The sequence below is a fragment of the Streptomyces djakartensis genome, from assembly GCF_014651075.1.
Taxonomy (GTDB): domain Bacteria; phylum Actinomycetota; class Actinomycetes; order Streptomycetales; family Streptomycetaceae; genus Streptomyces; species Streptomyces djakartensis.
Genome location: NZ_BMWE01000004.1, coordinates 92354 through 115939 on the forward strand (window position 1 = coordinate 92354; position 23586 = coordinate 115939).

The 23586-nt window shown below is 70.7% G+C and carries 23 protein-coding genes and 2 pseudogenes; 10 read left to right on the forward strand and 15 right to left on the reverse strand.

Features of this window, described 5'->3' with window-relative positions; genetic code table 11:
* Window positions 1-28 precede the first annotated feature (28 nt).
* A pseudogene (locus IE212_RS08305) lies at window positions 29-310 on the forward strand (response regulator transcription factor); the annotation flags it as partial.
* Window positions 311-346: 36 nt separating this feature from the next.
* Entirely contained in the window at window positions 347-1525 is a 1179-nt protein-coding gene (locus IE212_RS08310) for a sialidase family protein (protein WP_190197077.1), read from the forward strand.
* On the opposite strand, the gene IE212_RS08315 is transcribed toward IE212_RS08310, so the two are convergent.
* Genes IE212_RS08315 through IE212_RS08335 form a run of 5 tightly spaced genes read right to left on the reverse strand, consistent with a single transcriptional unit; the run spans window position 1522 to window position 8047 of the window.
* Window positions 1522-2454: a dihydrodipicolinate synthase family protein gene (locus tag IE212_RS08315; RefSeq protein ID WP_190197078.1), complete on the reverse strand. Its 933-nt coding sequence runs from the start codon at window positions 2452-2454 to the stop codon at window positions 1522-1524. The genes IE212_RS08310 and IE212_RS08315 overlap by 4 nt on opposite strands.
* Window positions 2451-3470: an oligopeptide/dipeptide ABC transporter ATP-binding protein gene (locus tag IE212_RS08320; RefSeq protein ID WP_190197079.1), complete on the reverse strand. Its 1020-nt coding sequence runs from the start codon at window positions 3468-3470 to the stop codon at window positions 2451-2453. The genes IE212_RS08315 and IE212_RS08320 overlap by 4 nt, the downstream gene beginning before the upstream one ends.
* Window positions 3467-5440 (reverse strand): dipeptide/oligopeptide/nickel ABC transporter permease/ATP-binding protein, encoded by a 1974-nt coding sequence (locus IE212_RS08325; protein ID WP_190197080.1) that lies wholly within the window; start codon window positions 5438-5440, stop codon window positions 3467-3469. Before IE212_RS08325 ends, IE212_RS08320 begins: the two co-directional genes overlap by 4 nt.
* Window positions 5441-5448: 8 nt before the next feature.
* Window positions 5449-6411: an ABC transporter permease gene (locus IE212_RS08330; RefSeq protein ID WP_190197081.1), complete on the reverse strand. Its 963-nt coding sequence runs from the start codon at window positions 6409-6411 to the stop codon at window positions 5449-5451.
* A gap of 4 nt (window positions 6412-6415) precedes the next feature.
* The gene (locus tag IE212_RS08335; protein WP_190197082.1) at window positions 6416-8047 is read right to left on the reverse strand and encodes an ABC transporter substrate-binding protein; all 1632 of its coding nucleotides are present in this window, start codon (window positions 8045-8047) and stop codon (window positions 6416-6418) included.
* Between the two features lie 241 nt (window positions 8048-8288).
* On the opposite strand from IE212_RS08335, the gene IE212_RS08340 reads away from it, so the two are divergent.
* Window positions 8289-8726, forward strand: a complete 438-nt coding sequence (locus tag IE212_RS08340; protein WP_373301358.1) for a protein-tyrosine phosphatase family protein — start codon at window positions 8289-8291, stop codon at window positions 8724-8726.
* A 91-nt stretch (window positions 8727-8817) separates the two neighbouring features.
* On the opposite strand, the pseudogene IE212_RS34825 reads toward IE212_RS08340, so the two are convergent.
* The 3 genes and pseudogenes from IE212_RS34825 to IE212_RS08350 all read right to left on the reverse strand — a co-directional run.
* Window positions 8818-9069 (reverse strand): annotated as a pseudogene (locus IE212_RS34825) (alpha/beta hydrolase); the annotation flags it as partial.
* 708 nt (window positions 9070-9777) lie between these two features.
* Window positions 9778-10017: a DUF397 domain-containing protein gene (locus IE212_RS08345; RefSeq protein WP_190197083.1), complete on the reverse strand. Its 240-nt coding sequence runs from the start codon at window positions 10015-10017 to the stop codon at window positions 9778-9780.
* Window positions 9999-10829 carry a helix-turn-helix domain-containing protein gene (locus IE212_RS08350; RefSeq protein ID WP_190197355.1) on the reverse strand — a complete coding sequence of 277 codons (831 nt, stop codon included), beginning with the start codon at window positions 10827-10829 and terminating at the stop codon, window positions 9999-10001. Before IE212_RS08350 ends, IE212_RS08345 begins: the two co-directional genes overlap by 19 nt.
* A 116-nt stretch (window positions 10830-10945) precedes the next feature.
* Here IE212_RS08350 and IE212_RS34830 point away from each other — a divergent pair, with 116 nt between their 5' ends.
* The 4 genes from IE212_RS34830 (at window position 10946) to IE212_RS08365 (ending at window position 13037) form a co-directional block, all read left to right on the forward strand.
* A complete protein-coding gene (locus tag IE212_RS34830) occupies window positions 10946-11152 on the forward strand; it encodes a hypothetical protein (protein WP_229864135.1) in 207 nt (68 codons plus the stop codon).
* Window positions 11149-11364, forward strand: a complete 216-nt coding sequence (locus IE212_RS08355) for a hypothetical protein (RefSeq protein WP_190197084.1) — start codon at window positions 11149-11151, stop codon at window positions 11362-11364. Before IE212_RS34830 ends, IE212_RS08355 begins: the two co-directional genes overlap by 4 nt.
* Window positions 11365-11390: 26 nt before the next feature.
* Window positions 11391-12137: a DNA repair protein RecO gene (recO, locus tag IE212_RS08360; protein ID WP_190197085.1), complete on the forward strand. Its 747-nt coding sequence runs from the start codon at window positions 11391-11393 to the stop codon at window positions 12135-12137.
* A gap of 66 nt (window positions 12138-12203) precedes the next feature.
* Window positions 12204-13037, forward strand: a complete 834-nt coding sequence (locus IE212_RS08365; RefSeq protein ID WP_190197086.1) for an isoprenyl transferase — start codon at window positions 12204-12206, stop codon at window positions 13035-13037.
* 211 nt (window positions 13038-13248) lie between these two features.
* Here IE212_RS08365 and IE212_RS08370 read toward each other — a convergent pair whose 3' ends face one another.
* Genes IE212_RS08370 through IE212_RS08385 form a run of 4 tightly spaced genes read right to left on the reverse strand, consistent with a single transcriptional unit; the run spans window position 13249 to window position 16376 of the window.
* Entirely contained in the window at window positions 13249-13665 is a 417-nt protein-coding gene (locus tag IE212_RS08370; RefSeq protein WP_003990107.1) for a Fur family transcriptional regulator, read from the reverse strand.
* 58 nt (window positions 13666-13723) lie between these two features.
* Window positions 13724-14626 (reverse strand): metal ABC transporter permease, encoded by a 903-nt coding sequence (locus IE212_RS08375; protein WP_190197087.1) that lies wholly within the window; start codon window positions 14624-14626, stop codon window positions 13724-13726.
* Complete coding sequence (locus tag IE212_RS08380; RefSeq protein ID WP_190197088.1) at window positions 14626-15393, reverse strand: metal ABC transporter ATP-binding protein; 768 nt, start codon at window positions 15391-15393, stop codon at window positions 14626-14628. Before IE212_RS08380 ends, IE212_RS08375 begins: the two co-directional genes overlap by 1 nt.
* Before the next feature lie 20 nt (window positions 15394-15413).
* Window positions 15414-16376, reverse strand: coding sequence for a zinc ABC transporter substrate-binding protein (locus IE212_RS08385; protein ID WP_190197089.1), 963 nt, complete (start codon window positions 16374-16376; stop codon window positions 15414-15416).
* Between the two features lie 171 nt (window positions 16377-16547).
* Here IE212_RS08385 and IE212_RS08390 point away from each other — a divergent pair, with 171 nt between their 5' ends.
* Both IE212_RS08390 and IE212_RS08395 read left to right on the forward strand, forming a co-directional pair.
* Complete coding sequence (locus tag IE212_RS08390) at window positions 16548-17930, forward strand: glycine--tRNA ligase (RefSeq protein WP_190197090.1); 1383 nt, start codon at window positions 16548-16550, stop codon at window positions 17928-17930.
* A gap of 457 nt (window positions 17931-18387) precedes the next feature.
* Window positions 18388-19254, forward strand: a complete 867-nt coding sequence (locus IE212_RS08395; protein WP_190197091.1) for a GNAT family N-acetyltransferase — start codon at window positions 18388-18390, stop codon at window positions 19252-19254.
* A 110-nt stretch (window positions 19255-19364) separates the two neighbouring features.
* On the opposite strand, the gene IE212_RS08400 is transcribed toward IE212_RS08395, so the two are convergent.
* Both IE212_RS08400 and IE212_RS08405 read right to left on the reverse strand, forming a co-directional pair.
* Entirely contained in the window at window positions 19365-19571 is a 207-nt protein-coding gene (locus IE212_RS08400) for a hypothetical protein (protein WP_190197092.1), read from the reverse strand.
* A 160-nt stretch (window positions 19572-19731) separates the two neighbouring features.
* Window positions 19732-21177, reverse strand: coding sequence for an MFS transporter (locus IE212_RS08405; RefSeq protein WP_190197093.1), 1446 nt, complete (start codon window positions 21175-21177; stop codon window positions 19732-19734).
* A gap of 78 nt (window positions 21178-21255) precedes the next feature.
* Between IE212_RS08405 and dusB the strand changes: the two genes are divergently transcribed.
* Complete coding sequence (gene dusB / locus IE212_RS08410; RefSeq protein ID WP_190197094.1) at window positions 21256-22389, forward strand: tRNA dihydrouridine synthase DusB; 1134 nt, start codon at window positions 21256-21258, stop codon at window positions 22387-22389.
* Here the strand turns inward: dusB and solA are convergent.
* On the reverse strand, window positions 22335-23576 hold the full coding sequence (gene solA / locus IE212_RS08415; RefSeq protein ID WP_190197095.1) for an N-methyl-L-tryptophan oxidase: 1242 nt from the start codon (window positions 23574-23576) through the stop codon (window positions 22335-22337). The two genes, dusB and solA, sit on opposite strands and share 55 nt — an antisense overlap.
* Window positions 23577-23586: the final 10 nt, after the last annotated feature.

Genomic DNA, 23586 nt, shown 5'->3' on the forward strand with positions numbered 1-23586 from the left:
CCCGTACCGCCTTTGGCTGTAACCCCCGATGTCGCCCGGGCCCACGGCACGGCTGATCGAGCGGTTCCTGCGCAGCCCCTCCGCACCGGAGACCGGCCGGCCGGAGTGCCTGTCGGACCGGGAGCGGCAGGTGCTCGCGCTGGTCGCGCGCGGCATCGACAACACCGAGATCGCCGAGGCGTTGGGACTCAGTCCCCTCACCGCGAAGACCCACGTCAGCCGCATCATGGGCAAGCTGACGGCGCGGGACCGGGCGCAGCTCGTCATCGTCGCCTGCGAGTCGGGGATCGTGACACCGGGGAACATCTGACGGACAGGCACGGCCCGACGCTCTCCTGGGAGAAGGATGAGACTCCTCAGCCGCACACTCCTCGTCACCTCGGCGCTCCTCGCCCCCCTCACCGTCGCCACCCAAGCCTCGGCCGCCCCCGGCTGCGCCTCCTCCGTCCCGTACGTCTCGGGCGAGGGCGGCTACGACACGTACCGCATCCCGGCCACGGTCGTCACCCGCAGGGGGACCGTCCTCGCCTTCGCCGAAGGGCGACGCGGTGGCGCGGGCGACACCGGCGCCATCGACGTCGTCCTCAGGCGCTCGACGGACGGCGGCTGCACCTGGGGCCCGCTCACCGTCGTCGCCGCCGGGGACGGGGACACCCGGGGCAACCCGGCCCCCGTCGTCGACCCGCGCACCGGAGCGGTGGTGCTCCTCACCTCCTACAACAGCGGCAAGGTGACCGAAGCCCAGATCATGCGCGGCGAGGTGACGCCCGAACAGAGCCGCCGGGTGTTCGTGCAGCACAGCCGCGACGACGGTCGGCACTTCAGCCCGCCCCGCGAGATCACGGCGCAGGTGAAACGCCCCTCCTGGCGCTGGTACGCGACCGGCCCCGGCCACGCGATCGCCCTGACCCGGGGTCCGTACGCGGGCCGCCTGGTCGTCCCCGCCAACCACTCGGCCGCCCCGCCCGCCGGTTCCCCGGACACCGGCCAGGAGCCCCGGCACTACGGCGCCCACGCGCTCCTCAGCGACGACGGCGGCCGGACCTGGCGACTGGGCTTCGTCGACGACTCCTACGACGGCGTGGACAACGCCAACGAGTCGACCGCCGCCGAGCTACCTGACGGGAGGGTGTACTTCAACGCCCGCGACCAGCACGGCACCAGCGTCGGCAACCGCCTCGACAGTCATTCGAGCGACGGCGGCTCGTCCCTCGACCGGCCCTACGCCGTGCAGCCGGCCCTGGACGAGGTCCCGGTCGTCCAGGGCAGTGTCCTCCGACTCCGGGGAGGGCCGTTGCTGTTCTCCGGCCCGTCCGTCCCCACCGCCCGCCGGGCCATGGCCGTCTGGCGCAGCACGGACGGCGGCTCCGGCTTCACCAAGGCCCGGACGCTCTCCCAGCAGCCCGCGGCCTACTCCGACCTGGTGCCGCTCGGCCGGCGAACGGTGGGGATCCTGTACGAGACGGGAACGCGGGGGGCCTACGAGACGATCGAGTTCCGCCGCCTGTCCGTCGACGAGCTCTAGTGCAGCCCGGCCGCCGCCAGGTACTTGCCCACCCGAGCCACCTCGTCCTGCTCCAGCGGCACCTGAGGCTCCGCCGTGGCCGGGCAGTCGATCACGCCCCGCAGGTGCAGGGCCGCCTTGAAGGCACCGAGCGCCGAGGAGCCGGGGCCCATGCGCGCCGGGTCCGCGACGGTCACCATGCCGAACAGGGCGCACAGCCGCTCCTGTTCGGCACGGGCCCCGTCCCAGTCCCCGGAGCGGCACAGGTCGTGGAGGCGGACGTAGCCGTGCGGGTCGACGTTGGCGAGGCCGGGCACCGCGCCGTCCGCGCCGGCCGCGAGCGCGGAGTCGACGATCAGCTCGGAGCCGGTCAGCACACTGAAGCCGCTGATGCCCTGGCCCCGGGCGCCGGTCACGACCTTGCGGAAGGCCGCGAGGTCGCCGCTGGAGTCCTTCAGCCCGGCCAGGACGCCGTCGGCGGCCAGCTTCAGGACGACGTCCGCCGGCAGCTTCGTGTGGACGGCGACGGGGATGTCGTAGGCGACGACCGGGACCGGGCTCGCCGCCGCGACCGCCCGGTAGTGGCGGGCGATCTCCGCCGGATGGGTGCGCGCGTAGAACGGCGCGGTGACGACGACCCCGTCCGCGCCGGCCGCCGTCACCGACGCGACATGGTCCAGCACCCGGGGCGTCGTCATGTCGATGGCCCCGGCCAGCACCGGGAGCCGTCCGCCGACATGGGCCGTGACCGACTCGACCACCAGCCTGCGCTGTCCGTCCGTCAGATAGGCCGCCTCCGACGACGACCCGAGCACGAACAGGCCGTGCACTCCGCCGGCCACCAGATGGTCGACCAGCCTGAGCAGCGAGGGGACGTCCACCTCGCGATCCGGTGTCAGGGGCGTGCAGACGGGCGGGATGACACCGCTCAGCGGGGTGATCGTCGTCATGAGGCCTCCATCGGGTCGCTCCGGCGGACGAGATCGCGGGTCGACTCGTCCTCCTGGACAGGATGGTGGCAGCGGAAGCGGTGCGCGGGGGCCGACGCGGCCGAGAAGTCCGGCATCACCTCCGCGCACGACTCGTCCGCCTTCCAGCAGCGGGTCCGGAACGGGCAGCCACTCGGCGGGCGCGTCGCGGACGGGACCGGGCCGGCCAGCGGGATCGGGTCGATCGGGTCGAGCAGTCCGGGCGTGGCGGAGAAGAGAGCGCGGGTGTACGGGTGCCGGGCCCGGCCGGTGACCAGGGCGGCCGGGGTCTCCTCCACGATCCGGCCCAGGTACATGGTGATCATGCGGTCGCTCATCCGCCGCACGGTCTGGATGTCGTGCGAGACGAACACCAGGGCCAGACCCAGGCGTTCCTTCAAATCGAGGAGGAGGTTGAGGATCTGCGCCCGGACCGAGACGTCCAGGGCGCTGGTCGGCTCGTCCGCCACGACCAGGTCCGGGTCGAGCGCCAGCGCCCGGGCGATCGCGACGCGCTGCCGCTGCCCGCCCGACAGCTGACCCGGCAGGGCGTCGGCGAGGGCCCGGGGGAGGCCGACGAGGGACATGAGCTCCCGGACCCGCTCGTCGCGCCGGCTTCTCGTACCCCGGGCGTGCACGTCCAGCGGGTCCCGCAGGATCTGCCGGACGGTCAGGCGGCGGTTCAGGGCCGTCGACGGGTCCTGGAAGATCATGCCGGTGCCTCCGCCGACGGCCCGGCGGCGCTCGGCGGCCGGCATCGCCCACAGGTCGCGGCCCCGGAACGACACCGTCCCCCGCGTCGGCCGCTCCACCCCCACCAGGACCTTCGCCAGGGTCGACTTCCCGCAGCCCGACTCACCGACCACCCCGACGGTCTCGCCCGGGGCGATGGCCAGATCGGCGCCGGTCAGGGCGTACACCCGGTCGCGGGTGAAGAGGCCGCCGCTGCGGGCCCTGTGCACGACGTGTGCGTCGGACACCTCCACCAGGGCGCTCACGACACCGCCTCGGGCTCGGCCGTCACCAGATCGACAGCCGGGTGATGGCAGGCAGCCGTGTGCGCCGAGGTCCCGGCGAGGACGGGAACCGTCGTCCGGCACACCCCGCTCGCCCGTGGACACCGGTCGGCGAACCGGCACCCCGCCGGGAAGTCCGCCGGGGACGGCACGACCCCCTCGATCTGCGTCATCCGCTCCTGCCCCGACTCCAGCGACAGCACACTGCCGAGCAGGCCGCGCGTGTAGTGGTGGGCCGGAGCCTCCACCAGGTCGGCGGTCACACCCGACTCCACGATCTGTCCGCCGTACATCACCACCACCCGGTCGGTGACGTCCGCGACCAGCGCCAGGTCGTGCGAGACGAGGATCAGCGCGAAGCCCAGCTCCTCGCGCAGCCGCAGCAGCAGCTCCACGACCTGCGCCTGCACCGTGACGTCGAGGGCGGTCGTCGGTTCGTCGGCGACGATCAGCTTCGGATCGCGTGACAGGGCCATCGCGATCAGGACGCGCTGGCGCTGCCCACCCGACAGCTCGTGCGGGTAGCTGCGCAGGGTGCGCTCGGGGTCGAGGCCCACCATCGTCAGCAGCTCGGCCGGACTGCGCCGGCCTCCGCGCCGGACGACCTGTTTCAGCTGCGCGCGGATCGTCATCGCCGGGTTCAGCGACGACAGGGCGTCCTGGTAGATCATCGCCATCTCGTGACCCAGCAGCCTGCGGCGTACCCGCATCGGCTCGGCGAGCAGATCCCGCCGGCCGAAGCGCACTCGGCCCCTGACGCGCGCGCCCTTCGGCTCGAGCCCCATGATCGCGAGCGCCGTCAGCGACTTGCCGCAGCCCGACTCCCCGACCAGCCCGAGCACCTCACCGGGGTGCACCTCGAAGCAGATGCCGTCCACGATGTCCACGCCGCCGTGCCGCGCCTCGAAGCCGATGGCGAGGTTCTCGACCGCGAGCACCGGCTGCCCGTCCCGGGCCAGATGGCGGGCCCGGGCCCGCAGCCGCCGCGCCGCCTCCGCGAGACCGGGCAGCTGCACGACCTCCCCGCTGCCGGGCTCCGGCGCCTCCTCCCGGTCGTCGCCGGGGGCCTCCACCTCCCGGGCAGACGGGGCCGCCCACGCGTCCGACACCCCCTCGGACAGGATGTTCAGCGACAGCACCGTGACCAGCATCAGCAGCCCCGGGAACACGGTCGCCCACCATCCGCCGGTCAGCACCATGTTCTTGCCGTCCGCGATGACACTGCCCCAGGACGGGTCGGGCGGCCGTACGCCCGCCCCGATGAAGGACAACGACGCCTCGAAGACGATCGCCTCGGCGACCTGCACCGTGCAGAACACCAGCACCGGCGCGGCGCAGTTGATCGCCACGTGCTTCAGCACGATGTGCGGCGTCCGGGCGCCGATCACCCGTTCCGCCGTCACATAGTCCTCGCCGTACTGGTCGAGGACGTTCGCCCGGACCACCCGCGCCACCGGCGGGGTGAAAAGGAACGCGATCGCGCAGATCAGCACCGTGATACCACCGCCGAACACCGCCACCAGCACAGCGGCCAGCGCGATGCCCGGGAACGCCATCACCACGTCCAGACAGCGCATCAGCGTCTCGTCGACCGCCTTACGGGAGGTGGCCGCGACCGCCCCGAGGAGCGCGCCGGCCAGCAGGGCGAGCCCGGTCGCGCCGAGCCCGATGGCGAGCGACCAGCGCGCCCCGTACATCAGCCGGCTCAGGATGTCCCGGCCCAGGCTGTCCTGGCCCATCCAGTGCCCGGCGGACGGATGCCCGGTGCCGTCGACCGGCGGCTGCTGGTCGAGCGGATCGTGCGGGGCGAGGAGCGGCGCGAGCAGCGCCATCAGCACGACGACCGCCAGGAAGCAGACGGCGACCTTCGACGGCGGCGGCAGCCGGCGCCAGCCACGCAGCCGGACCCCGGGCCGGGACATCGCCTCGGTGAGGCCCTTACGGGTCATCATGCGGGTGATCATGTGGTCGCATCCCTCAGTCGCGGGTTGACCAGCAGGTAGAGAACGTCGATGACGAGGTTCACGACGACGAACCCGGCCGCCGTGGTCAGGACGACGCCCTGGACGACGGCCGGATCCCCGTTCCTCACGGCGTCGATCATCAGCTTGCCCATGCCGGGCAGCGAGAAGATCGTCTCGATGACGACCGCGCCGCCCAGGAGATAGCCGACGCGCAGACCGAGCACGGTGAGCGGATTGATCAGGGCGTTCCGCAGCACGTTCCGCCCGACCACCACCCGGGGCGGCAGGCCGCTCCCGATCGCCGTCCGTACGTAGTCCTTGTCCAGCTCCTCCACCACGGCCGTCCGCACGATCCGGGTCAGCTGCGCCGCCACCGGGAGGGAGAGGGCGAGGGCGGGGAGCGTCATCGTCCTCAGCCAGCCGGTGAAGGAGTCGGCCGGGTTGACGTACCCGCCCGTCGGGAACCAGCCCAGCTCGACCGCCAGGTACTGGATCATCAGCAGCGCCAGCCAGAAGCCGGGCGTCGCGACGCCGGTCAGCGACACGACCCGGATGATCTGGTCGGGCAGCCGGTCCCGGTGGATCGCGGCGGTCACCCCACCCAGCAGGGCGAGGACGACCGCGATGCCCAGCCCCAGGAACGTCAGCTGCAGGGTGAGCGGCAGCGCGGTGGTGACCTGGTCGATCACCGGCGCCCGGGTCAGCGCGCTGGTGCCCAGGTCGCCGTGGAGCAGGTCGGCGACGAAGGCGGCGTAGCGCACGGGCAGCGGGTCGAGCAGGCCGTGTTCCTCGCGGAAGTCGTGCAGCTGCTGCGGTGTCGGGTTGGCGCCCTGGAAGAACGCGGACGCCGGGTCGACGTCCGAGAACCGCATCACCAGGAACACGAACAGGACGATGCCGAGCATCAGCGGCACGAGCAGGGCGACACGGCGGAGCAGGATCCGCAGGACGGCCGTCATGCCGCTAGGCCCACTTGGCCTGGAGCAGGTTGATTCCCGGGTACGGCTGGGCCCTTATCCCGCTGAGCCGCTTCGGGTCCCAGGCCGTCATCAGCTCGTTGTGGACGACCGGGTACAGCACCGCCTGCTCGGCGACGACGTCGATGTAGTCCTGGACCATCGCCTTCTTCTTCTCGGCGTCCGGCTCCCGGGTGGCCCGGTCCATGTCCTTGAAGAGCGCCTTGGCGACGGAGTCACCGGCCCAGCGCGTGTACTGCATCCACAGGTTCGCGGGCCCGTAGTTGTAGTGCATGATCAGGTCGGCGTCGAGGCCGAACTGGTTGGGGTTCGAGGCGGCGGCGACGACCTGGTAGTCCTGCTTCTGGTCCATCTTGGTGAACACGGCCGTGGTCTCCTGCGGGGACAGGGTGGTACGGACCCCGATCGCGTCCCAGGACGCCTTGATGGTCGGCAGGCAGTCGACGATCCAGCTGACGTTCACGGCGAGGATGTCGATGCTCAGCCCCTTGACCCCGGCGGCCTTCAGCAACGCCTTCGCCTTGTCCGGGTCGTAGTCGTAGACCGTCTTCGCCCGGCGGTAGGACGGATTGCCCTCGTCGAGGAACGAACTCGACGGTTTCCCGTGGCCCTTGAGCGCCACCTCCACCATCTTCCCGGTGTCGATGGCGTAGTGCAGCGCCTGGCGCACGCGCACGTCGTCGAACGGCTTGTGCTGGGTGTTGAACATCAGGAACAGGTTGTTCATCCCGGCCCCGCCGGCGACCGCGAGCCCGCCGCTCTCCAACTGCCCGATGTTGGCGTAGGGGATGTTGTCCGCGATCTGCGCGCCCGCGCTCGACCCGGAGATCTTCGCGACGCGGGGCGCCGCGTCCACGATCGTCAGCCAGTTCATCCTGCGGAAGGCGGGCGGCCGCGGGCCGTTGTAGCCGTCGAACGCCTCGAAGGTCGTGTTCGACTTGGGGTGGTGCGCGGTCTGCCGGTACGGCCCCGAGCCGATCGCCTTGCCCTTGATGGCGTCGTCCCAGGCGCCCGGCTTCGAGAAGACGTGCCTCGGCATGATCTTGGCGAGCGTCAGCCGGGAAAGCCCGTCCGGGAAAGGGAACTTGAGCACCAGCTCCACGTTCCGCGCGTCGATCTTCCGGGCCTCCTTCAGCCAGCTCGCGAAGAAGCCCTTGGCGAGGGTCTGGGTGTCCGGGTCGAGGATCCGCTCGAAGACGAAGACGACATCGTCCGCGGTGACGGGCTTGCCGTCGTGGAACGTGGCCCCGGCACGCAGCTCGAACCTCCACGACGTGCTGTCCGGGTCCTTCGGCACCTCGGTCGCCAGGGCCGCGTACGGCTCGCGGGAAATCGGGTCGGTGTCCAGCAGACCCTCGTAGATGTGGTTGTTGGCGGCCATGCAGAACGCGGACGCCGTCTGCGTGGGGTCCCAGCTGCCGTCGTTGCCGTAGCCGATCACCGCGGTGAGTGTCCGGTCCGCCCCGCCGCTGCCGCCGCCGGTGTCGTTCGTGGACTCCGGGCCCGCCGAACAGGCCGACAACGACGCGGAGGCGGCGGCGGCCGCACCCAGCGCGCCGGTGTACTTCAGGAGCGTCCGGCGCCGCAGCGCCGGCACGTCAAAGGTCACGTCGCGCACGGGTCCTCCAGCGAGAGGTCTGAGGGGGGAGAGGAGGCGGGAGGGAGACGGACTGACTGAGGAGATACGACGTCCTATGTCCTGCGGTCAGCGGGACCTTAGGAGGGCCCGTGGGGGCGGTCAAGGGAGTGAACACGAATGGCGGTATCTGCCACCGGTCCGACCAATGGTGCCGTGGGTGACACGAGTTGACGTCTTGTCAGCCTGCCGGGAAAAGGGAGCGAAGAGCATGATGAGGGACGTGAGTGAGCTCTGGAGCGAGAGTGACGCCGGCGTCCTGCGACTGCCTTCCGGTCGGCTGGTGCGGGGCCGGGGCCTTTGCCGGCCCCTGGACCCCGCAGCGCCCCTCCCCGCCTACGGTGTCTACCTGCTCGGCCGGCAGCCACCCGAGGCGCCCTGGGAGTCGGACTGGATCCGCTGGCCCGACTTCCGCCTCCCCGCGGACCGGGCAGCGGCCCGGGTGGCCCTGACAGGGGCATGGGAGCGGGCCGCCGGGGAGCGAGTGGAGATCGCCTGCGGGGGTGGCCGGGGCCGGACGGGCACGGCCCTGGCCTGCCTGGCGGTGCTGGACGGCGTACCGGCGGAGGAGGCCGTGGCGTACGTCCGCGAGCACTACGACCGGCGGGCGGTGGAAACGCCCTGGCAGTCGCGGTACGTGCGCCGGTTCGGCGAGAGGTGAGCCGCTCTCTTCCGGCGCGGCACCTCATAGCTTGGTGGCGCTGCCGTTGACCGACGGCCGACAGCGGGACGGAGCGCCCGCTCGGCACAGTGGGCGGCATGGAAGGGCCCAAGGGGAGAAAGCAAGCGAAAGGGATCAGCCGGGCGACGTTTTTGGGGTGGTCGTCGGGGTCGTACAGGCTCTCCAGCATGGTCTGGCGCAGGACGGTGCCGTTCAGCTCCGCCGGGTTGGCACCGGGCCATGGGATGGGCTCGTGGTCGAGCCGCTCAGCCAGCCGCAGGAAGAGGGGGCGTACGTCCGCGGCCTTACGGGCCACCCGTTGCGGGTTCCCGGGCCGGGACGATAGGGGGTTTACCCCCTGCCCCGTTCGCCCTCCAGGGGCGCTGTCGTCGGGCCGCCCGCTTCCTTGCCAGTGTCGTGATTCCGTGGGCCGAGTAAAGGGCGCTGCGCGTCGGCTTCGCCGATCGGCCTCCGGCCGACCCTTGACTCGGCCCACGGAATCACGGGAGAGAAGCGAGCGGGCGGCCCGGAAAGGCGGGTGGCCAAGGACTGATCGCGGACCTCGGCCCGTCGTGTCGCCGACCGGCGTGGACGGGCGCGGCCGCGCCTCGCATGCACGCCGGCCGGTCTCGGCGGCTGACGGCCTGTTCCGGGTGGGGCGGGTGCGATGTGGGGCGGAGTGGGGTGTGAGTGGAGCGTTTGGGTCAGGAATGGCCCATGGATAGCGGGTTGGAGTGGCCCGATCGCTCCACTCGCGGGCTCATCGGGCGCTGCGGAGAATTTGTATGCCGTCCGCGCTCGTGCTCGTACTCGTTGCGGCATTGTGCCAGCGGACCACCACGTGCCGACGGTCAGCCGCTGAGACCACCCGGCGTGCCGCCGAGGCGCGGGTGCGCCCGCCGATGCCGGTCAGCCACGCAGGCGACCCAAGCGTCGCCCGGCCTGGGACCCCGCTTTCCCCGGGCCGCTCGCTCGCTTCTCTCCCGTGCCGGAGCGAGCCGAGTCAAGGGTGGCCCGCAGGGCCATCGCCGAAGGCGACGCGCAGCGCCCTTTACTCGGGTCGTGGAGGCACGACACTGGCAAGGAAGCGGGCGGCCCCGACCGTACCTATGAACGCCCTCCAGGCGTCCGGCCCGACCAGGAGTACGGGTCCGCCGTCGGGTGTCAGCTTGCTGTCCCGGACGGGGACCAACCCGGGGGTTCCGTCGGCGACTTCGACGCAGTTGCCGCCGTCGCCGTTGCTGTGACTGCTCTTTCGCCAGTGGGCGTTGCTCAGGTCGTACTCGCGCATCGTCTGAAGTCCTCAGCCGCCGATCGGACCAGGGCGAGGGACGCCTCCGGCGACAGTGCGGCGCCCCTGAGCAGATCGTAGGCGCGCTCCGCACGCTTCACCATGGCCGGATCATCGACCAACGTCCCTGAGAACGACGTCTCTGTATAGGCGACCGGCGGCGCGTCCTGGAACTCCATGAGCCGTAGCGAGCCGTTGTTGGCAGGGGCCCCGGCGGAGAACGGAAGCACCTGCAACACCACCTTGCGCGCGTCCGCGAGGTCGGCCATGTGGTCGAGAGCCCGGGCCGTGACAGCCGGCCCACCCACCGGTACGCGCAGTACGGTCTCGTGGACAACGACCCAATACACCAGCCCTGTAGCGCCACCGAGGATCTGGGCGCGTTCCACGCGGGCGGCGACTCTCTCCTCGACGAACTCGTCCGTCGCGAATGGATGCGTCGCCAGAGTGAGAGCTCTCGTGTACGCCGGTGTTTGGAGGAGCCCTGGCACCACGGTCGGTTCGAACTCGCAGATCGCCGTAGCCTGCCCCTCCAGCTCCACAACCCCCGCGAAATACTCCGCATACCGGTTGTCGTCAATCAGCTTCCTGCACAACCGCTCGAAAATACCGCCGGTTTGCAGCACGCCGTCGATCCGCTGGGCCACATCCAACTGTGGTTTGCGAATGGCCTGTTCGAACTGGCCGATGTAGCCGCCGGAGACGAATACCCGGGAGCCCAGCTCCACCTGGGTGAGGCCGGTGTCCTCCCTCTGCCGTTTCAGCTCCGTTCCGAAGAACTCCCACGCCGCCTGCCGAGAACCGTTGGCCATTACCGGACCCCTCTGCGCTGCCCCGTAGTTGTAGGGCTCCGCCCCCTCCCGAGTGTAGGCGCGGAGCGTCATCGTGGAGACACGAAGAGTAAAACCGGAAGGGGAAGGGGAGCACGGTGGAGGCACGACACTCGGCGCTCTGCGCCGAAGAAGCGGAGGACGTGGTGAAAGAATTGCGGGCCGAACTCGCCAAGGCCGGAGTTGTCCTGCCCTCATTGGGACTCGACCCGGTAAGTCTTGCGCGGGAAGCGCCCTGCCCGCTCGTGGAATTGGGCCGGTGTTCCGTGGAGACCGCCCGGCGCCTCGCGGCGGCTCTGCGATGAGGCTCCCGCTCGGTGCGTACGTCGTGGACATGAGCAGTGGACGCGTCGGGATCGTCATGGGGCATGAGGGGCCCTATGTGCAGTTGAGGCCGCACGGGGGTGGCAGGGAGTGGGACGTCGACCCCGGTGCCGTCCGGTACGCCACCCCGGCCGAGCGGCTGCGCGCGGCGACCGCGTATGCCAACGCACGCAGCAGGGGCGAGGTCCCCTGACGTGACGGCCCTGCGAGAATGGCGCCATGAGTCTGTTCCGCGACGACGGCATCGTGCTGCGCACCCAGAAGCTGGGTGAGGCGGACCGGATCATCACGCTGCTCACTCGCGGTCACGGTCGGGTACGGGCGGTGGCCCGGGGCGTGCGCCGGACGAAGTCCAAGTTCGGCGCGCGCCTCGAACCGTTCTCCCACGTCGACGTCCAGTTCTTCGCGAAGGGGAGCGAGCTCGTCGGGCGCGGGCTGCCGCTGTGCACGCAGAGTGAGACGATCGCGCCCTATGGTGGCGGGATCGTGAGCGACTACGCCCGGTACACCGCGGGGACCGCGATGCTGGAGACCGCCGAGCGGTTCACCGATCACGAGGGGGAGCCGGCCGTCCAGCAGTACCTGCTGCTCGTCGGCGGGCTGCGCACCCTCGCCCGGGGTGAGCACGCGCCGCATCTCGTGCTCGACGCGTTCCTGCTGCGGTCCCTCGCCGTCAACGGGTACGCACCAAGCTTCAGTGACTGCGCCAAGTGCGGTATGCCGGGACCGAACCGGTTCTTCTCGGTCGCGTCGGGCGGCTCCGTCTGCGTGGACTGCCGGGTGCCCGGCAGCGTCGTACCCTCGCCGCAGGCCCTGGAACTCCTCGGCGCGCTGCTTACGGGAGACTGGGAGACCGCGGACGCCTGCGAGGCGCGGTACGTCCGGGAGGGAAGCGGGCTGGTGTCCGCCTATCTGCACTGGCACATGGAGCGCGGGCTGCGCTCCCTGCGCTACGTCGAGAAGTAGAGCAGCAGAGAAGTGCAGAGAGCACAGCTGCACAGAGGCAAGCGAGCACGAGGAGACGAGAGACACATGGCCGTACGCGGGATCCTGGGGCGGCAGCGCCGGGAGTACAGGACGCCGGAGCCGCACCCGTCCGGCGCGCGGCCGCCGAAGCTCCCCGCGGAGCTCGTACCGAAGCATGTGGCGATCGTCATGGACGGCAACGGGCGGTGGGCCAAGGACCGGGGGCTGCCGCGCACCGAGGGCCACAAGGTCGGCGCCGAGCGGGTGCTCGACGTGCTGCAGGGCGCCATCGAGATGGGCGTCGGCGCCATCTCCCTGTACGCCTTCTCCACGGAGAACTGGAAGCGGTCGCCGGACGAGGTCCGCTTCCTGATGAACTTCAACCGGGACTTCATCCGCAAGACCCGCGACCAGCTCGACGAGCTGGGCATCCGGGTGCGCTGGGTGGGCCGTATGCCCAAGCTGTGGCGCTCGGTCGCCAAGGAGCTCCAGATCGCCCAGGAGCAGACCAAGGGGAACGACCGGCTCACGCTGTACTTCTGCATGAACTACGGGGGGCGGGCCGAGATCGCCGACGCGGCGCAGGCGCTGGCCGAGGACGTGAAGAGCGGGAAGCTCGACCCGTCGAAGGTCAACGAGAAGACCTTCGCCAAGTACATGTACTACCCGGACATGCCGGACGTCGACCTGTTCCTGCGTCCCAGCGGCGAGCAGCGCACCTCCAACTACCTGCTCTGGCAGAGCGCCTACGCGGAGATGGTCTTCCAGGACGTGCTGTGGCCGGACTTCGACCGGCGTGACCTGTGGCGGGCGTGCCTGGAGTTCGCCTCCCGGGACCGGCGGTTCGGCGGTGCCATCCCGAACGAGGAGCTGCTGGCCATGGAGGGCAAGCAGCAGTAGGCCGGGCGTAGCCGTCGGCCGCGCGTCCGGGTCGCGGTTCGGCGGCCGGCCCGGACGCGGTGGACGGCCACCGTCGGCGGGATCCTCACCGGCGGTGTGCTGGGCACGCTGCTGCTGGTGCCGCTCGGCACCGGGCGGGCGTTGCTCGTCATCGCGGCGGTCACGCCGGCTCTGCCGCCGCGAGCGGACACCCCCCAGGGCGCCCGGAACGTCACTTCGCCGCGGCCGCGCAGTCCGCGCAGGTGCCGAAGATCTCCACCGTGTGGGCCACGTTCACATAGCCGTGCTCGGCGGCGATGGACTCCGCCCATTTCTCCACCGCCGGGCCCTCCACCTCGACGGCCTTGCCGCAGCCGCGGCACACCAGGTGGTGGTGATGGTCGTCGGTGGAGCAGCGGCGGTAGACGGACTCGCCGTCGGCGGTGCGCAGGACGTCGACCTCGCCGGCGTCGGCGAGGGACTGGAGGGTGCGGTAGACCGTGGTGAGCCCGACCGAGTCGCCCTTGTGCTTGAGCATGTCGTGCAGTTCCTGCGCGCTGCGGAACTCGTCGACCTCCTGCAGGGCCGCCGCCACAGCGGCCCGCTGCTTGGTGGCGCGGCCCTTCACGGACGGTCCAGCGGTCGTCACCGTTGCCTCCTCACGTCTGCCTTGCCCGGGCCATTGTGCCAGTCCGGGGTGGGGGCGGTCAGACGCCGACTTCGTCGGACGTCCCCCGGGTGGCCGGAATCGCGCACTCCGCCGGGTCCGTGGTGCCCTGAGCGGCGGACCGGGCGCGGGCGCGGCGGCGGGCCAGCGGGGCCGCGAGCGCCGTCAGCACGATGAACGCGCCGATGGTCAGCAGCACGATCGTCGCGCCGGGCGGCACGTCCTGGTAGTACGAGGTGACCGTGCCGCCGATGGTCACGCTCACGCCGATGGCGACGGCGATCGCGAAGGTGACGGCGAAGCTGCGGCCGATCTGCTGGGCGGCCGCGACCGGCACCACCATCAGCGCGCTGATCAGCAGCAGGCCCACCACGCGCATCGCCACGGTCACCGTGACGGCCGCGGTGACCGCAGTGAGCAGGTTCAGGGCGCGCACCGGCAGGCCCGTCACCCGGGCGAACTCCTCGTCCTGGCTGACGGCGAAGAGCTGCCGGCGCAGGCCGAGGGTGACCAGGACGACGAAGGCGGCCAGCACGCAGATCGCCGTGACGTCCGACTCGGACACCGTCGACAGGGAGCCGAACAGGTACGACGTGAGGTTGGCGTTGGAGCCGGTCGGCGCGAGGTTGATGAACATCACACCGCCGGCCATGCCGCCGTAGAACAGCATCGCGAGGGCGATGTCGCCGCGGGTCCTGCCGTACCAGCGGATCAGCTCCATGAGGACCGCGCCGAGGACGGAGACGAGGGCCGCCATCCACACCGGGGACCAGGTCAGCAGGAAGCCGAGGCCGACGCCGGTCATCGCGACGTGGCCGATGCCGTCGCCCATCAGGGCCTGGCGGCGCTGGACCAGGTAGATCCCCACCGAGGGGGCGGTGATGCCGACCAGGACGGCGGCGAGCAGGGCCCGCTGCATGAAGGCGTAGTCGAGGATGTCCATCAGCTCAGCAGTCCCGTGCGGAGGGGTTCTGCGCCCGCGGGTGCGTGCGGGTGCACGTGGTCGTGGCCGGGCAGGGCGTGCTGCCCGACGGCCTTCGGGGGCGGGCCGTCGTGGACGACGCAGCCGTCGCGCAGGACGACCGCCCGGTCGATGAGCGGCTCCAGGGGGCCCAGTTCGTGCAGCACGAGCAGCACGGTCGTGCCCCGGCCGACCTGCTCCCGCAGGGTGTGCGCGAGCACCTCCTGGCTGGCCAGGTCGACGCCGGCCATCGGCTCGTCCATGATCAGCAGTTCGGGTTCGGAGGCGAGGGCGCGGGCTATCAGGACGCGCTGGTGCTGGCCGCCGGAGAGGGCGTCGACCGAGTCCTTGGCCCGGTCCGCCATGCCGACCAGCTCCAGGGCCCGCCGTACGGCCGCGTGGTCCGCCTTGCGCAGCATGCCGAAGCGGGCCCGCGACAGGCGGCCGGAGGAGACCACCTCGGTCACGGTGGCGGGCACGCCGCCGGCGGCCGTGGTGCGCTGCGGGACGTAGCCCACCCGGTGCCAGTCGCGGAACCGCCTGCGGTCCGTGCCGAACAGCCGGATCTCGCCGGCGCCGGTCTGCACCTGGCCGATGACGCTGCGCACGGCCGTCGACTTGCCGGAGCCGTTCGCGCCGAGCAGGGCGACGACCTCGCCGCGCCGCACGGTGAGGTCGATACCGCGCAGGACGGGGCGTGAGCCCAGGTCAGCGCGGACGCCGCGCAGGGATATGACGGGCTCGGTCATGCCGTCCTCCGATGGGTCGATCACTTGGCTCCCAGAGCTGCCTGAAGCGCCTTGAGGTTGGATTCCATGACCTGGAAGTAGTCGTCGCCGCGGGACTTGCCGGTGATGCCCTCGAGCGGGTCGAGGACGTCCGTCTTGAGGTTCGCGTCCTTGGCGAGGGTCTTCGCGGTCTTGTCGGAGACCAGTGTCTCGTAGAAGACGGTGGTGACGCCGTCGGCCTTGGCCTCCTGCTGGAGCTCCCTGACCCGGGCGGCGCTGGGCTCGCTCTCGGGGTCGAGGCCGGAGATGGCCTCCTGGGTGAGGCCGTAGCGCTCGGCGAGGTAGCCGAAGGCGGCGTGGTTGGTGAAGAAGACCTTGGTCCTGGTGTTCCTCAGGCCGTTCTCGAAGTCGCTGTTCAGCCCGTTCAGCTTCTTGACCAGGGCCTCGGTGTTCTTCTTGTAGTCGGCCGCGTGGTCGGGGTCGGCCTTCTCGAAGGCCTTGCCGACGCCCTGGGCGACCTCGGCGTACTTCACCGGGTCGAGCCAGACGTGCGGGTCGCGGGCGTGCTCCTCCTCCTCGGAGGGGGCCTCCTGGGTGTGGCCTTCCTCCCCCTCGTGGCTGTGGCCGCCGGTGCCGTGGTCCTCGAGGTGGGTCAGGGAGGCCGCGTCGATCTTCGTCTTGATGCCGGTCTGCGAGACCGCCTCGTCGACGGCGGGCTGGAGGCCCTTGAGGTAGAGCGCCGCGTCGGCCTCCTCGAGCTGCGCCCGCTGCTGGGTGCTGATCTCCAGGTCGTGCGGCTCCTGGCCGGGCTTGGTCAGGCTGGTGACGTTCGCGTGGTCGCCGCCGATCTGCTCGGCGAGGAAGGCCATCGGGTAGAACGACGCGACGACGTCGAACTTGTCCGTGTTGCCCGTCGCCGCGCTGTCGCTGGAGCAGGCGGTGAGGGCGCCGAGGCCGAGAGCGGAGGCCAGGGCGGCGGGTATGAGGCGTCGTCGTACGTTCATGACACTCATTTTCAACAAATATGGAAACCGTTGTCAACAAAGGGTCGGCGCAGGACCTTGAGGTCCATGGAGGGGGAGCGATTTGATTGAGGGGGCGTCCCCGCCGGTAACCTGAAGCATTCGCTGGAAGCAACTCGCTCCGCCGCCCGTCGTCGTAATGAAGAGAGCACCGTGGCCGCCGACAAGATCGACACCATCGTCAGCCTGAGCAAGCGCCGTGGCTTCGTATTCCCCTGTAGTGAGATCTACGGCGGTCAGCGCGCCGCTTGGGACTACGGCCCCCTGGGTGTCGAGCTCAAGGAGAACCTCAAGCGCCAGTGGTGGCGCTACATGGTGACGTCGCGCGAGGACGTCGTGGGCATCGACTCGTCCGTGATCCTTGCCCCCGAGGTCTGGGTCGCCTCCGGCCATGTCGCCACCTTCACGGACCCGCTGACCGAGTGCACCTCCTGCCACAAGCGGTTCCGCGCGGACCACCTGGAGGAGGCGTACGAGGAGAAGAAGGGCCGCGCCCCGGAGAACGGCCTGGCCGACGTCAACTGCCCCAACTGCGGCAACAAGGGCCAGTTCACCGAGCCCAAGCAGTTCTCGGGCCTGCTGTCCACGCACCTCGGCCCGACCCAGGACTCCGGCTCCGTCGCCTACCTGCGGCCCGAGACCGCGCAGGGCATCTTCACCAACTTCTCCCAGGTGCAGACCACCTCGCGCCGCAAGCCGCCGTTCGGCATCGCCCAGATGGGCAAGTCCTTCCGCAACGAGATCACGCCCGGCAACTTCATCTTCCGCACCCGCGAGTTCGAGCAGATGGAGATGGAGTTCTTCGTCAAGCCGGGCGAGGACGAGAAGTGGCAGGAGTACTGGATGGAGCAGCGCTGGAACTGGTACACCGGCCTGGGCCTGCGCGAGGAGAACATGCGGTGGTACGAGCACCCGAAGGAGAAGCTCTCCCACTACTCCAAGCGCACCGCCGACATCGAGTACCGCTTCCAGTTCGGCGGCAGTGAGTGGGGCGAGCTCGAGGGCGTCGCCAACCGCACCGACTACGACCTCGGCGCCCACTCCAAGGCCTCCGGCCAGGACCTCACCTACTTCGACCAGGAGGCCGGCGAGCGCTGGACGCCGTACGTCATCGAGCCCGCGGCCGGTGTCGGCCGCGCGATGCTGGCGTTCCTCCTGGACGCCTACGTCGAGGACGAGGCGCCCAACGCCAAGGGCAAGATGGAGAAGCGGACCGTGCTGCGCCTCGACCACCGGCTCGCCCCGGTGAAGGTCGCGGTGCTCCCGCTGTCCCGCAACCCCGAGCTGTCGCCGAAGGCCAAGGGCCTCGCCCAGGCCCTGCGGCAGAACTGGAACATCGAGTTCGACGACGCCGGCGCCATCGGCCGCCGCTACCGCCGCCAGGACGAGATCGGCACGCCGTTCTGTGTGACCGTCGACTTCGACACCCTCGAGGACAACGCCGTCACGGTCCGCGAGCGTGACTCCATGAAGCAGGAGCGCATCTCCCTCGACCAGATCGAGGGCTACCTGGCGGCCCGCCTGGTCGGCTGCTGATCACTCGCCTGTACCGCGGTGCCGGGTTCCTCCTCGAAAGGGCCCGGCACCGTGCGTTCCGGCCTGTTTCAGAGGTCGAGGTCCGCGTGGACGGCGGCGTGGTCCGAGGCGCGGTTCCACTTCGAGGGTGACGGTGTCGAAGGACTTCACCGTCGAGGGCGCCCAGACGCCCCGCCGTTCGACCTCCACGTGCTGCACCTGATCCCGCAGCGGCGGCGGCGGCATCGTGGCTCATCACCTCCCGCAGGCCGGTGCCCAGCAGGGCTCGGATCGCCTCGCTGGACGGCTCGTCGTTCAGGTCCCCGGCGACCACCACGTGCCAAGACCGCTCCAGTGCGGACCGGGGTGCGGGCGCCGCGGACACGGGGGATCGCCGTACCGCGTGCGCCCCGGGCCTGAGAAGCACAGGATGGGAAGCGAGGGGGTGGGTCGCCGCACGGGACGTGCTGAGAAGGGGATGGCGATCGTGGATCTCACACTGCGTCCGGGCACCGCGGACGATGCCGCGGAGTGCGGCAGGATCTGCTACGAGGCCTTCGCCGACATCGCCGGGAAGCACGCGTTCCCACCTGACTTTCCGAGCCCCGACGTGGGTGTCGCACTGATCGAGGGCGCCCTGACCCACCCGGGCTTCTACAGTGTCGTCGCTGAACTCGACGGGCGGATCCTGGGCAGCAACTTCCTCGACGAACGCTCGGCCGTCGTCGGCGTCGGGCCCGTCACCGTCGACCCCACCGTGCAGAACGCGGGCGTGGGGCGCCGTCTGATGCTGGACGTCATGGACCGGGCGGTCGAGCGCGGGGCACCGGGCATCCGGCTGTTGCAGACGGGCTACCACAACAGGTCGTTCTCCCTGTACGTGAGCCTGGGCTTCGCCTACCGGACCACGATGGCCTGCGTGCAGGGCCCGCCGATCCGGCGAGCGATGCCCGGATTCGCGGTGCGGGAGGCCACGGACGCGGACCTCGGCGCCTGCAACGACGTGTGCCGGCAGGTCCACGGCGTCGACCGTGGCGGCGAGGTCGCCGACGCGCTCAAACAGGGCACCGCCCGGGTCGTCGAGCGCGCGGGACGTGTCACCGGCTATGCGACCGACCTGGCCTTCTTCGCGCACGCCGTGGGCGAGACCACGCCCGACCTGCAGGCTCTGATCGCGGCGGCCCCGCGGTTCGGCGGCCCCGGCATCCTCGTACCCGCGAGCGACAGCGTGCTGCTCAAGTGGTGTCTGTCCAACGGCCTCAAGGTCGTGCAGCTGATGAGCCTGATGACCATCGGCCTGTACAACGAGCCCGACGGGGCGTACCTGCCCTCGATCCTCTACTAGCGCCGCTGCTGCGACGTTCGCCCCGTCGCGGCGCCCGGCACGCACCGGACGCCGCTTCTCGACGGGCAAAGCCCCGGCACTGGGCCTGCCGCCGGGGTTCGTGACCCCTCTCAGACCGCCGCCGGGTTCACCGTCGCCTGATGGGCCTCCGTCAGGTGCTCCTCCGCCTTGAGCCACGGCAGGAACTGTGCGCCCCGCCGCCAGCCGCAGGTGCCGCATCTGATGGTGCGTTGCACGCCCGTGCGTTGTATCCGCACCACGTGCTCCCGCCCGTGCTGGTCCCAGCGGCTGACCTTGCTCGTGTCGATCTGTGGCATGACCCTCCCTCGTCCACGGATCCGGCGGATCCGGTCCGCTCGCAGCAATGAGTGTGCGGCAAGACCAACATCGACAGGGTTTCCCCGGGAGCGAGTTATCAGTCCGTGAGGGAGCGCGGCCGCCCAACAGCGTTGGGGGCAGGGCGCTTCCGGTCCACGCTCAGCCGCTTGTCCCGACCGCCTGCCGTACCTCCGCCGATTCCAGTCGCTCGGCCGTCCGCTCGGCGGTCCGGCGGGCCCACCGCCCACTCGTCACCGCTCCCAGCGCCAGCACCGCGGCACCGCACGCGGCGATGATCCACCATCCCGGCCGCGCGGCCGGCACGAAGCTCTCCCGGTACGACGACGCGGCCACGCCCGAGGCGAGCACCGCGCCGACCACCGCTACGCCCAGGGTCTGGCCGAGTTGACGGCTCGTGGAGGCGACCGCCGCGGCCACGCCCGCCTGGGCGCGCGGCATGCCGGAGACCGCCGTGTTGGTGACGGGGGCGTTGACGAAGCCGAAGCCGACGCCGAAGAGGACGTAGCCGGCGAACAGGGTGGTGTTCGAGGTCTGCGCGTCGAACGCGGCGAAGAGCACGCCGCTGGTCGTCATCGCGCCGCCCGCGATCAGCAGCGGCAGCCGGGGGCCGAGCGTGCCCACCAGGCGGCCGGAGAGCGGGGCGCACAAGAACGTCGGGACCGCCATCGGCAGCATCCACAGCCCCGCCTCCAGGGCGGTCAGACCGCGCACGTTCTGCAGGTACAGCGTGGAGAGGAACAGGAAGCCGCCGAGCGCGGCGAACGCGCTGACCGCGATGACCGTGGCCCCGCTGAACGGCGCCGAGCGGAAGAAGCGGAGGTCGATCAGGGGCTCCGCGCGGCGGGGCTCGTAGCGGAGCAGTCCGGTGAGGGCGGCCAGGGCGATCACGGCCGGCGGGGCGATCGAGGTGAACGGCGTCGAGGGCGCCTCGATGATCGCGTACGTCAGGGAGCCGAACAGGGCGATCACCAGGAGCTGTCCGACCGGGTCGGGGCGGCGGGCCCGCCCGGCGCGGGACTCCGGGACGAAGCGCAGGGTGAGCAGGAGGGCGGCGAGCCCCACGGGCAGGTTGATCCAGAAGATCGAACGCCAGCCGACCGATTCCACCAACAGGCCCCCGACCAGTGGGCCGGCGGCCATCGATATGCCGACCACCGCGCCCCACGCGCCGATCGCACGGGCACGCTCACGCGGGTCCGTGAAGGTGTTGGTGATGATCGACATCGCGACCGGGTTCAGCATCGAGCCGCCCACCGCCTGCACCATGCGGAAGGCGACCAGCGCCTGAAGGTTCGGTGCGAGGGAGCACAGCACCGAGCCGAGGGTGAAGACCACCAGTCCCGCCATGAAGACGCGCTTGCGGCCGATCCGGTCGGCCGTGGAGCCCGCGAGCATCAGCAGCGAGGCCAGGACGAGCGTGTACGCGTCGATCGTCCACTGCAGGCCGGACGTGCTCGCGTGCAGGTCCTGCTGCATGGACGGCAGGGCCACGTTCAGGACGGTGTTGTCCAGGCTCACGATCAGCAGGCTCATGCAGCAGATCGCGAGCACCAGCATGCGGCGGCGGGGGCTGAGCTCGGGCATGGGCTCCATCGTACGCCGATTTCGATAGTTGGGCTAACTAATGAATTTTGCCTTCTCATTGCACGGCACAATGGAGGAATGTCCACGCCCCTCCAGATCGGCCCGCACACCGTCCAGCCCCCCGTCGTCCTGGCCCCCATGGCCGGGATCACCAACGCGCCCTTCCGCACCCTGTGCAGGGAGTTCAGCGGTGGCAAGGGCCTGTTCGTCAGCGAGATGATCACCACTCGGGCGCTGGTCGAACGCAACGAGAAGACCATGCAGCTCGTTCACTTCGACGCGAGTGAGCGCCCCCGGTCCATCCAGCTGTACGGCGTGGACCCGGTGACGGTCGGCAAGGCGGTCCGCATGATCGCGGAGGAGGACCTGGCCGACCACATCGACCTCAACTTCGGCTGCCCCGTGCCGAAGGTCACCCGCAAGGGCGGCGGCTCCGCGCTCCCGTACAAGCGGAACCTGCTGCGCGCCATCCTGCGGGAGGCGGTCAGCGGCGCCGGCGACCTGCCCGTGACGATGAAGATGCGCAAGGGCATCGACGACGACCACATCACCTACCTCGACGCCGGCCGGATCGCCGTCGAGGAGGGCGTCACCGCCATCGCCCTGCACGGCCGCACCGCCGCCCAGCACTACGGCGGCACCGCCGACTGGGACGCCATCGCCCGGCTGAAGGAGCACGTGCCGGAGATCCCGGTACTCGGCAACGGCGACATCTGGTCCGCCGAGCACGCCCTGCGGATGGTCCGGGAGACCGGCTGCGACGGAGTGGTCGTAGGCCGCGGGTGCCTCGGGCGGCCGTGGCTGTTCGCGGACCTGGTCGCGGCCTTCGAGGGCCGCACCCAGGACATCGCCCGCCCCGCCCTGCGCGAGGTCGCCGACGTCATGGTCCGGCACGCCACGCTGCTCGGCGAGTGGATCGGCGACGAGTCCAAGGGCGTCGTCGACTTCCGCAAGCACGTCGCCTGGTACCTGAAGGGCTTCGCGGTCGGCTCCGAGATGCGCAAGCGCCTCGCCATCACCTCCTCGCTGGAGGAGTTGCGGGCGGGCCTGGACGAACTGGATCTCGACCAGCCCTGGCCGGCCGGTGCCGACGGGCCCCGGGGCCGTACGTCCGGCAACAACCGGGTGGTGCTGCCGGACGGCTGGCTGAAGGACCCCTACGACTGCGCGGGCGTCGGCGAGGACGCGGAGCTGGACACCTCGGGCGGCTGATCAGCCCTTGGGGGTGCGTCAGGCTCCTGCCCGGTCGCTGCCTGCCTGGTCTTGAACCGGTCGGGGCGCACGAAGTCCAGGCCGTCGACGGTCTGCTTGCCGAGCGCCTCGTGTGCGGCTATGTGGCCGTAGCCGGTGGCCATCTTGAAGCCCTTTCCGGAGAATCCGGTGGCGCAGTAGACCCTGCTGTTCTCGTCCAGCCAGCCGAGGAGGGGGTGCCTGTCCGCGGTGAAGAGGTCGGGAAAGGCGTCGGAGCGCGCGACGGTGGGGATCAGGCCGGGGAGGAACTCGGTGACGACATCGGTGACCTTCTCGGTTTCCTCCCTGGTGATCTCCCTGGGAACGGAGTCCGGGTCGGGGGTTTCCCTTCCGCGCCCGTCCAGCGGTCCGTCCACCGATGCCTTGACCGTCACGCCGTCGACGGCGGGTGCGCCGTACAGGGAGCGCTCGCCGTGCAGCCGGCTGAAGACGGGGAAGTTCTCCGGCGAGAACTCTGCGCCGTCCTGGGCGATGAACCAGGTCAGGACCAGCCGATGGGTTTCCGTGACGGCTCTGAGGTGGCCGGGCATGAGCCTTCGGGACCAGCCGCCCGAGGCGACGATGACCTTCTCGAAGGTCCAGGTTCTGTCGCCCGACGTGACGACGACGCCGTGGTCGGTTTCGGTGACGCTGTCCACGGGTGTGTTCTGAAGGACGGTGGCGCCGTTGGCCTGGGCCGCCGCGACGGCGGCGCTGACGGCCCGGTCGGTGCGCAGAACGCCGGCGTGGGGGTCGTAGACGGCGCAGTCGTCGGGGCGGAGGTTGTGCTGGGGGTAGCGTTCCGCCAAGTCCTTCCGGGTGAGGACGCGGTGCTCGGCTCCGGTGATGCGTGTCGTCTCCAGGAGGCTGGTGATGAAGCCGCCGTTGGCCGTCCCGATGGACAGCCCCCCGGTGGGGGTGAGGATGTCCTGCCCGGTTTCCGCTTCGAGTTCGGCCCAGAGGCCACGGGAGCGTTCGATGATGGGGTGGTACTCGGGCCTGCCGAGGTAGACCATGCGGAACAGGCGGGTGTCTCCCCCCACGGCACTGCGGCCGTGGGCGGGGGTCGCGGCCTCGAATCCCACTACCGAGTCGGACAGCCGGGAGGCCTGCCACAGGGCCATGCTTCCGATGCTGCCCAGGCCGATGACGGCGAGTTTCGCGTCCATCACTTTCCTT

Excerpts from the sequence above, each read along its gene's own strand:
- IE212_RS08325 (WP_190197080.1), bottom strand. The coding sequence starts at position 5,440 with ATGATGACCCGTAAGGGCCTCACCGAGGCGATGTCCCGGCCCGGGGTC.
- IE212_RS08365 (WP_190197086.1), top strand. The coding sequence starts at position 12,204 with ATGGCCGTACGCGGGATCCTGGGGCGGCAGCGCCGGGAGTACAGGACG.
- IE212_RS08405 (WP_190197093.1), bottom strand. The coding sequence starts at position 21,177 with ATGCCCGAGCTCAGCCCCCGCCGCCGCATGCTGGTGCTCGCGATCTGC.
- IE212_RS08385 (WP_190197089.1), bottom strand. The coding sequence starts at position 16,376 with ATGAACGTACGACGACGCCTCATACCCGCCGCCCTGGCCTCCGCTCTC.
- IE212_RS08395 (WP_190197091.1), top strand. The coding sequence starts at position 18,388 with ATGGCGATCGTGGATCTCACACTGCGTCCGGGCACCGCGGACGATGCC.
- IE212_RS08345 (WP_190197083.1), bottom strand. The coding sequence starts at position 10,017 with ATGCGCGAGTACGACCTGAGCAACGCCCACTGGCGAAAGAGCAGTCAC.
- IE212_RS08315 (WP_190197078.1), bottom strand. The coding sequence starts at position 2,454 with ATGACGACGATCACCCCGCTGAGCGGTGTCATCCCGCCCGTCTGCACG.
- IE212_RS08330 (WP_190197081.1), bottom strand. The coding sequence starts at position 6,411 with ATGACGGCCGTCCTGCGGATCCTGCTCCGCCGTGTCGCCCTGCTCGTG.
- recO (WP_190197085.1), top strand. The coding sequence starts at position 11,391 with ATGAGTCTGTTCCGCGACGACGGCATCGTGCTGCGCACCCAGAAGCTG.
- solA (WP_190197095.1), bottom strand. The coding sequence starts at position 23,576 with ATGGACGCGAAACTCGCCGTCATCGGCCTGGGCAGCATCGGAAGCATG.
- IE212_RS08350 (WP_190197355.1), bottom strand. The coding sequence starts at position 10,829 with ATGGCCAACGGTTCTCGGCAGGCGGCGTGGGAGTTCTTCGGAACGGAG.
- IE212_RS08375 (WP_190197087.1), bottom strand. The coding sequence starts at position 14,626 with ATGGACATCCTCGACTACGCCTTCATGCAGCGGGCCCTGCTCGCCGCC.
- dusB (WP_190197094.1), top strand. The coding sequence starts at position 21,256 with ATGTCCACGCCCCTCCAGATCGGCCCGCACACCGTCCAGCCCCCCGTC.
- IE212_RS08355 (WP_190197084.1), top strand. The coding sequence starts at position 11,149 with ATGAGGCTCCCGCTCGGTGCGTACGTCGTGGACATGAGCAGTGGACGC.
- IE212_RS08310 (WP_190197077.1), top strand. The coding sequence starts at position 347 with ATGAGACTCCTCAGCCGCACACTCCTCGTCACCTCGGCGCTCCTCGCC.
- IE212_RS08400 (WP_190197092.1), bottom strand. The coding sequence starts at position 19,571 with ATGCCACAGATCGACACGAGCAAGGTCAGCCGCTGGGACCAGCACGGG.
- IE212_RS08380 (WP_190197088.1), bottom strand. The coding sequence starts at position 15,393 with ATGACCGAGCCCGTCATATCCCTGCGCGGCGTCCGCGCTGACCTGGGC.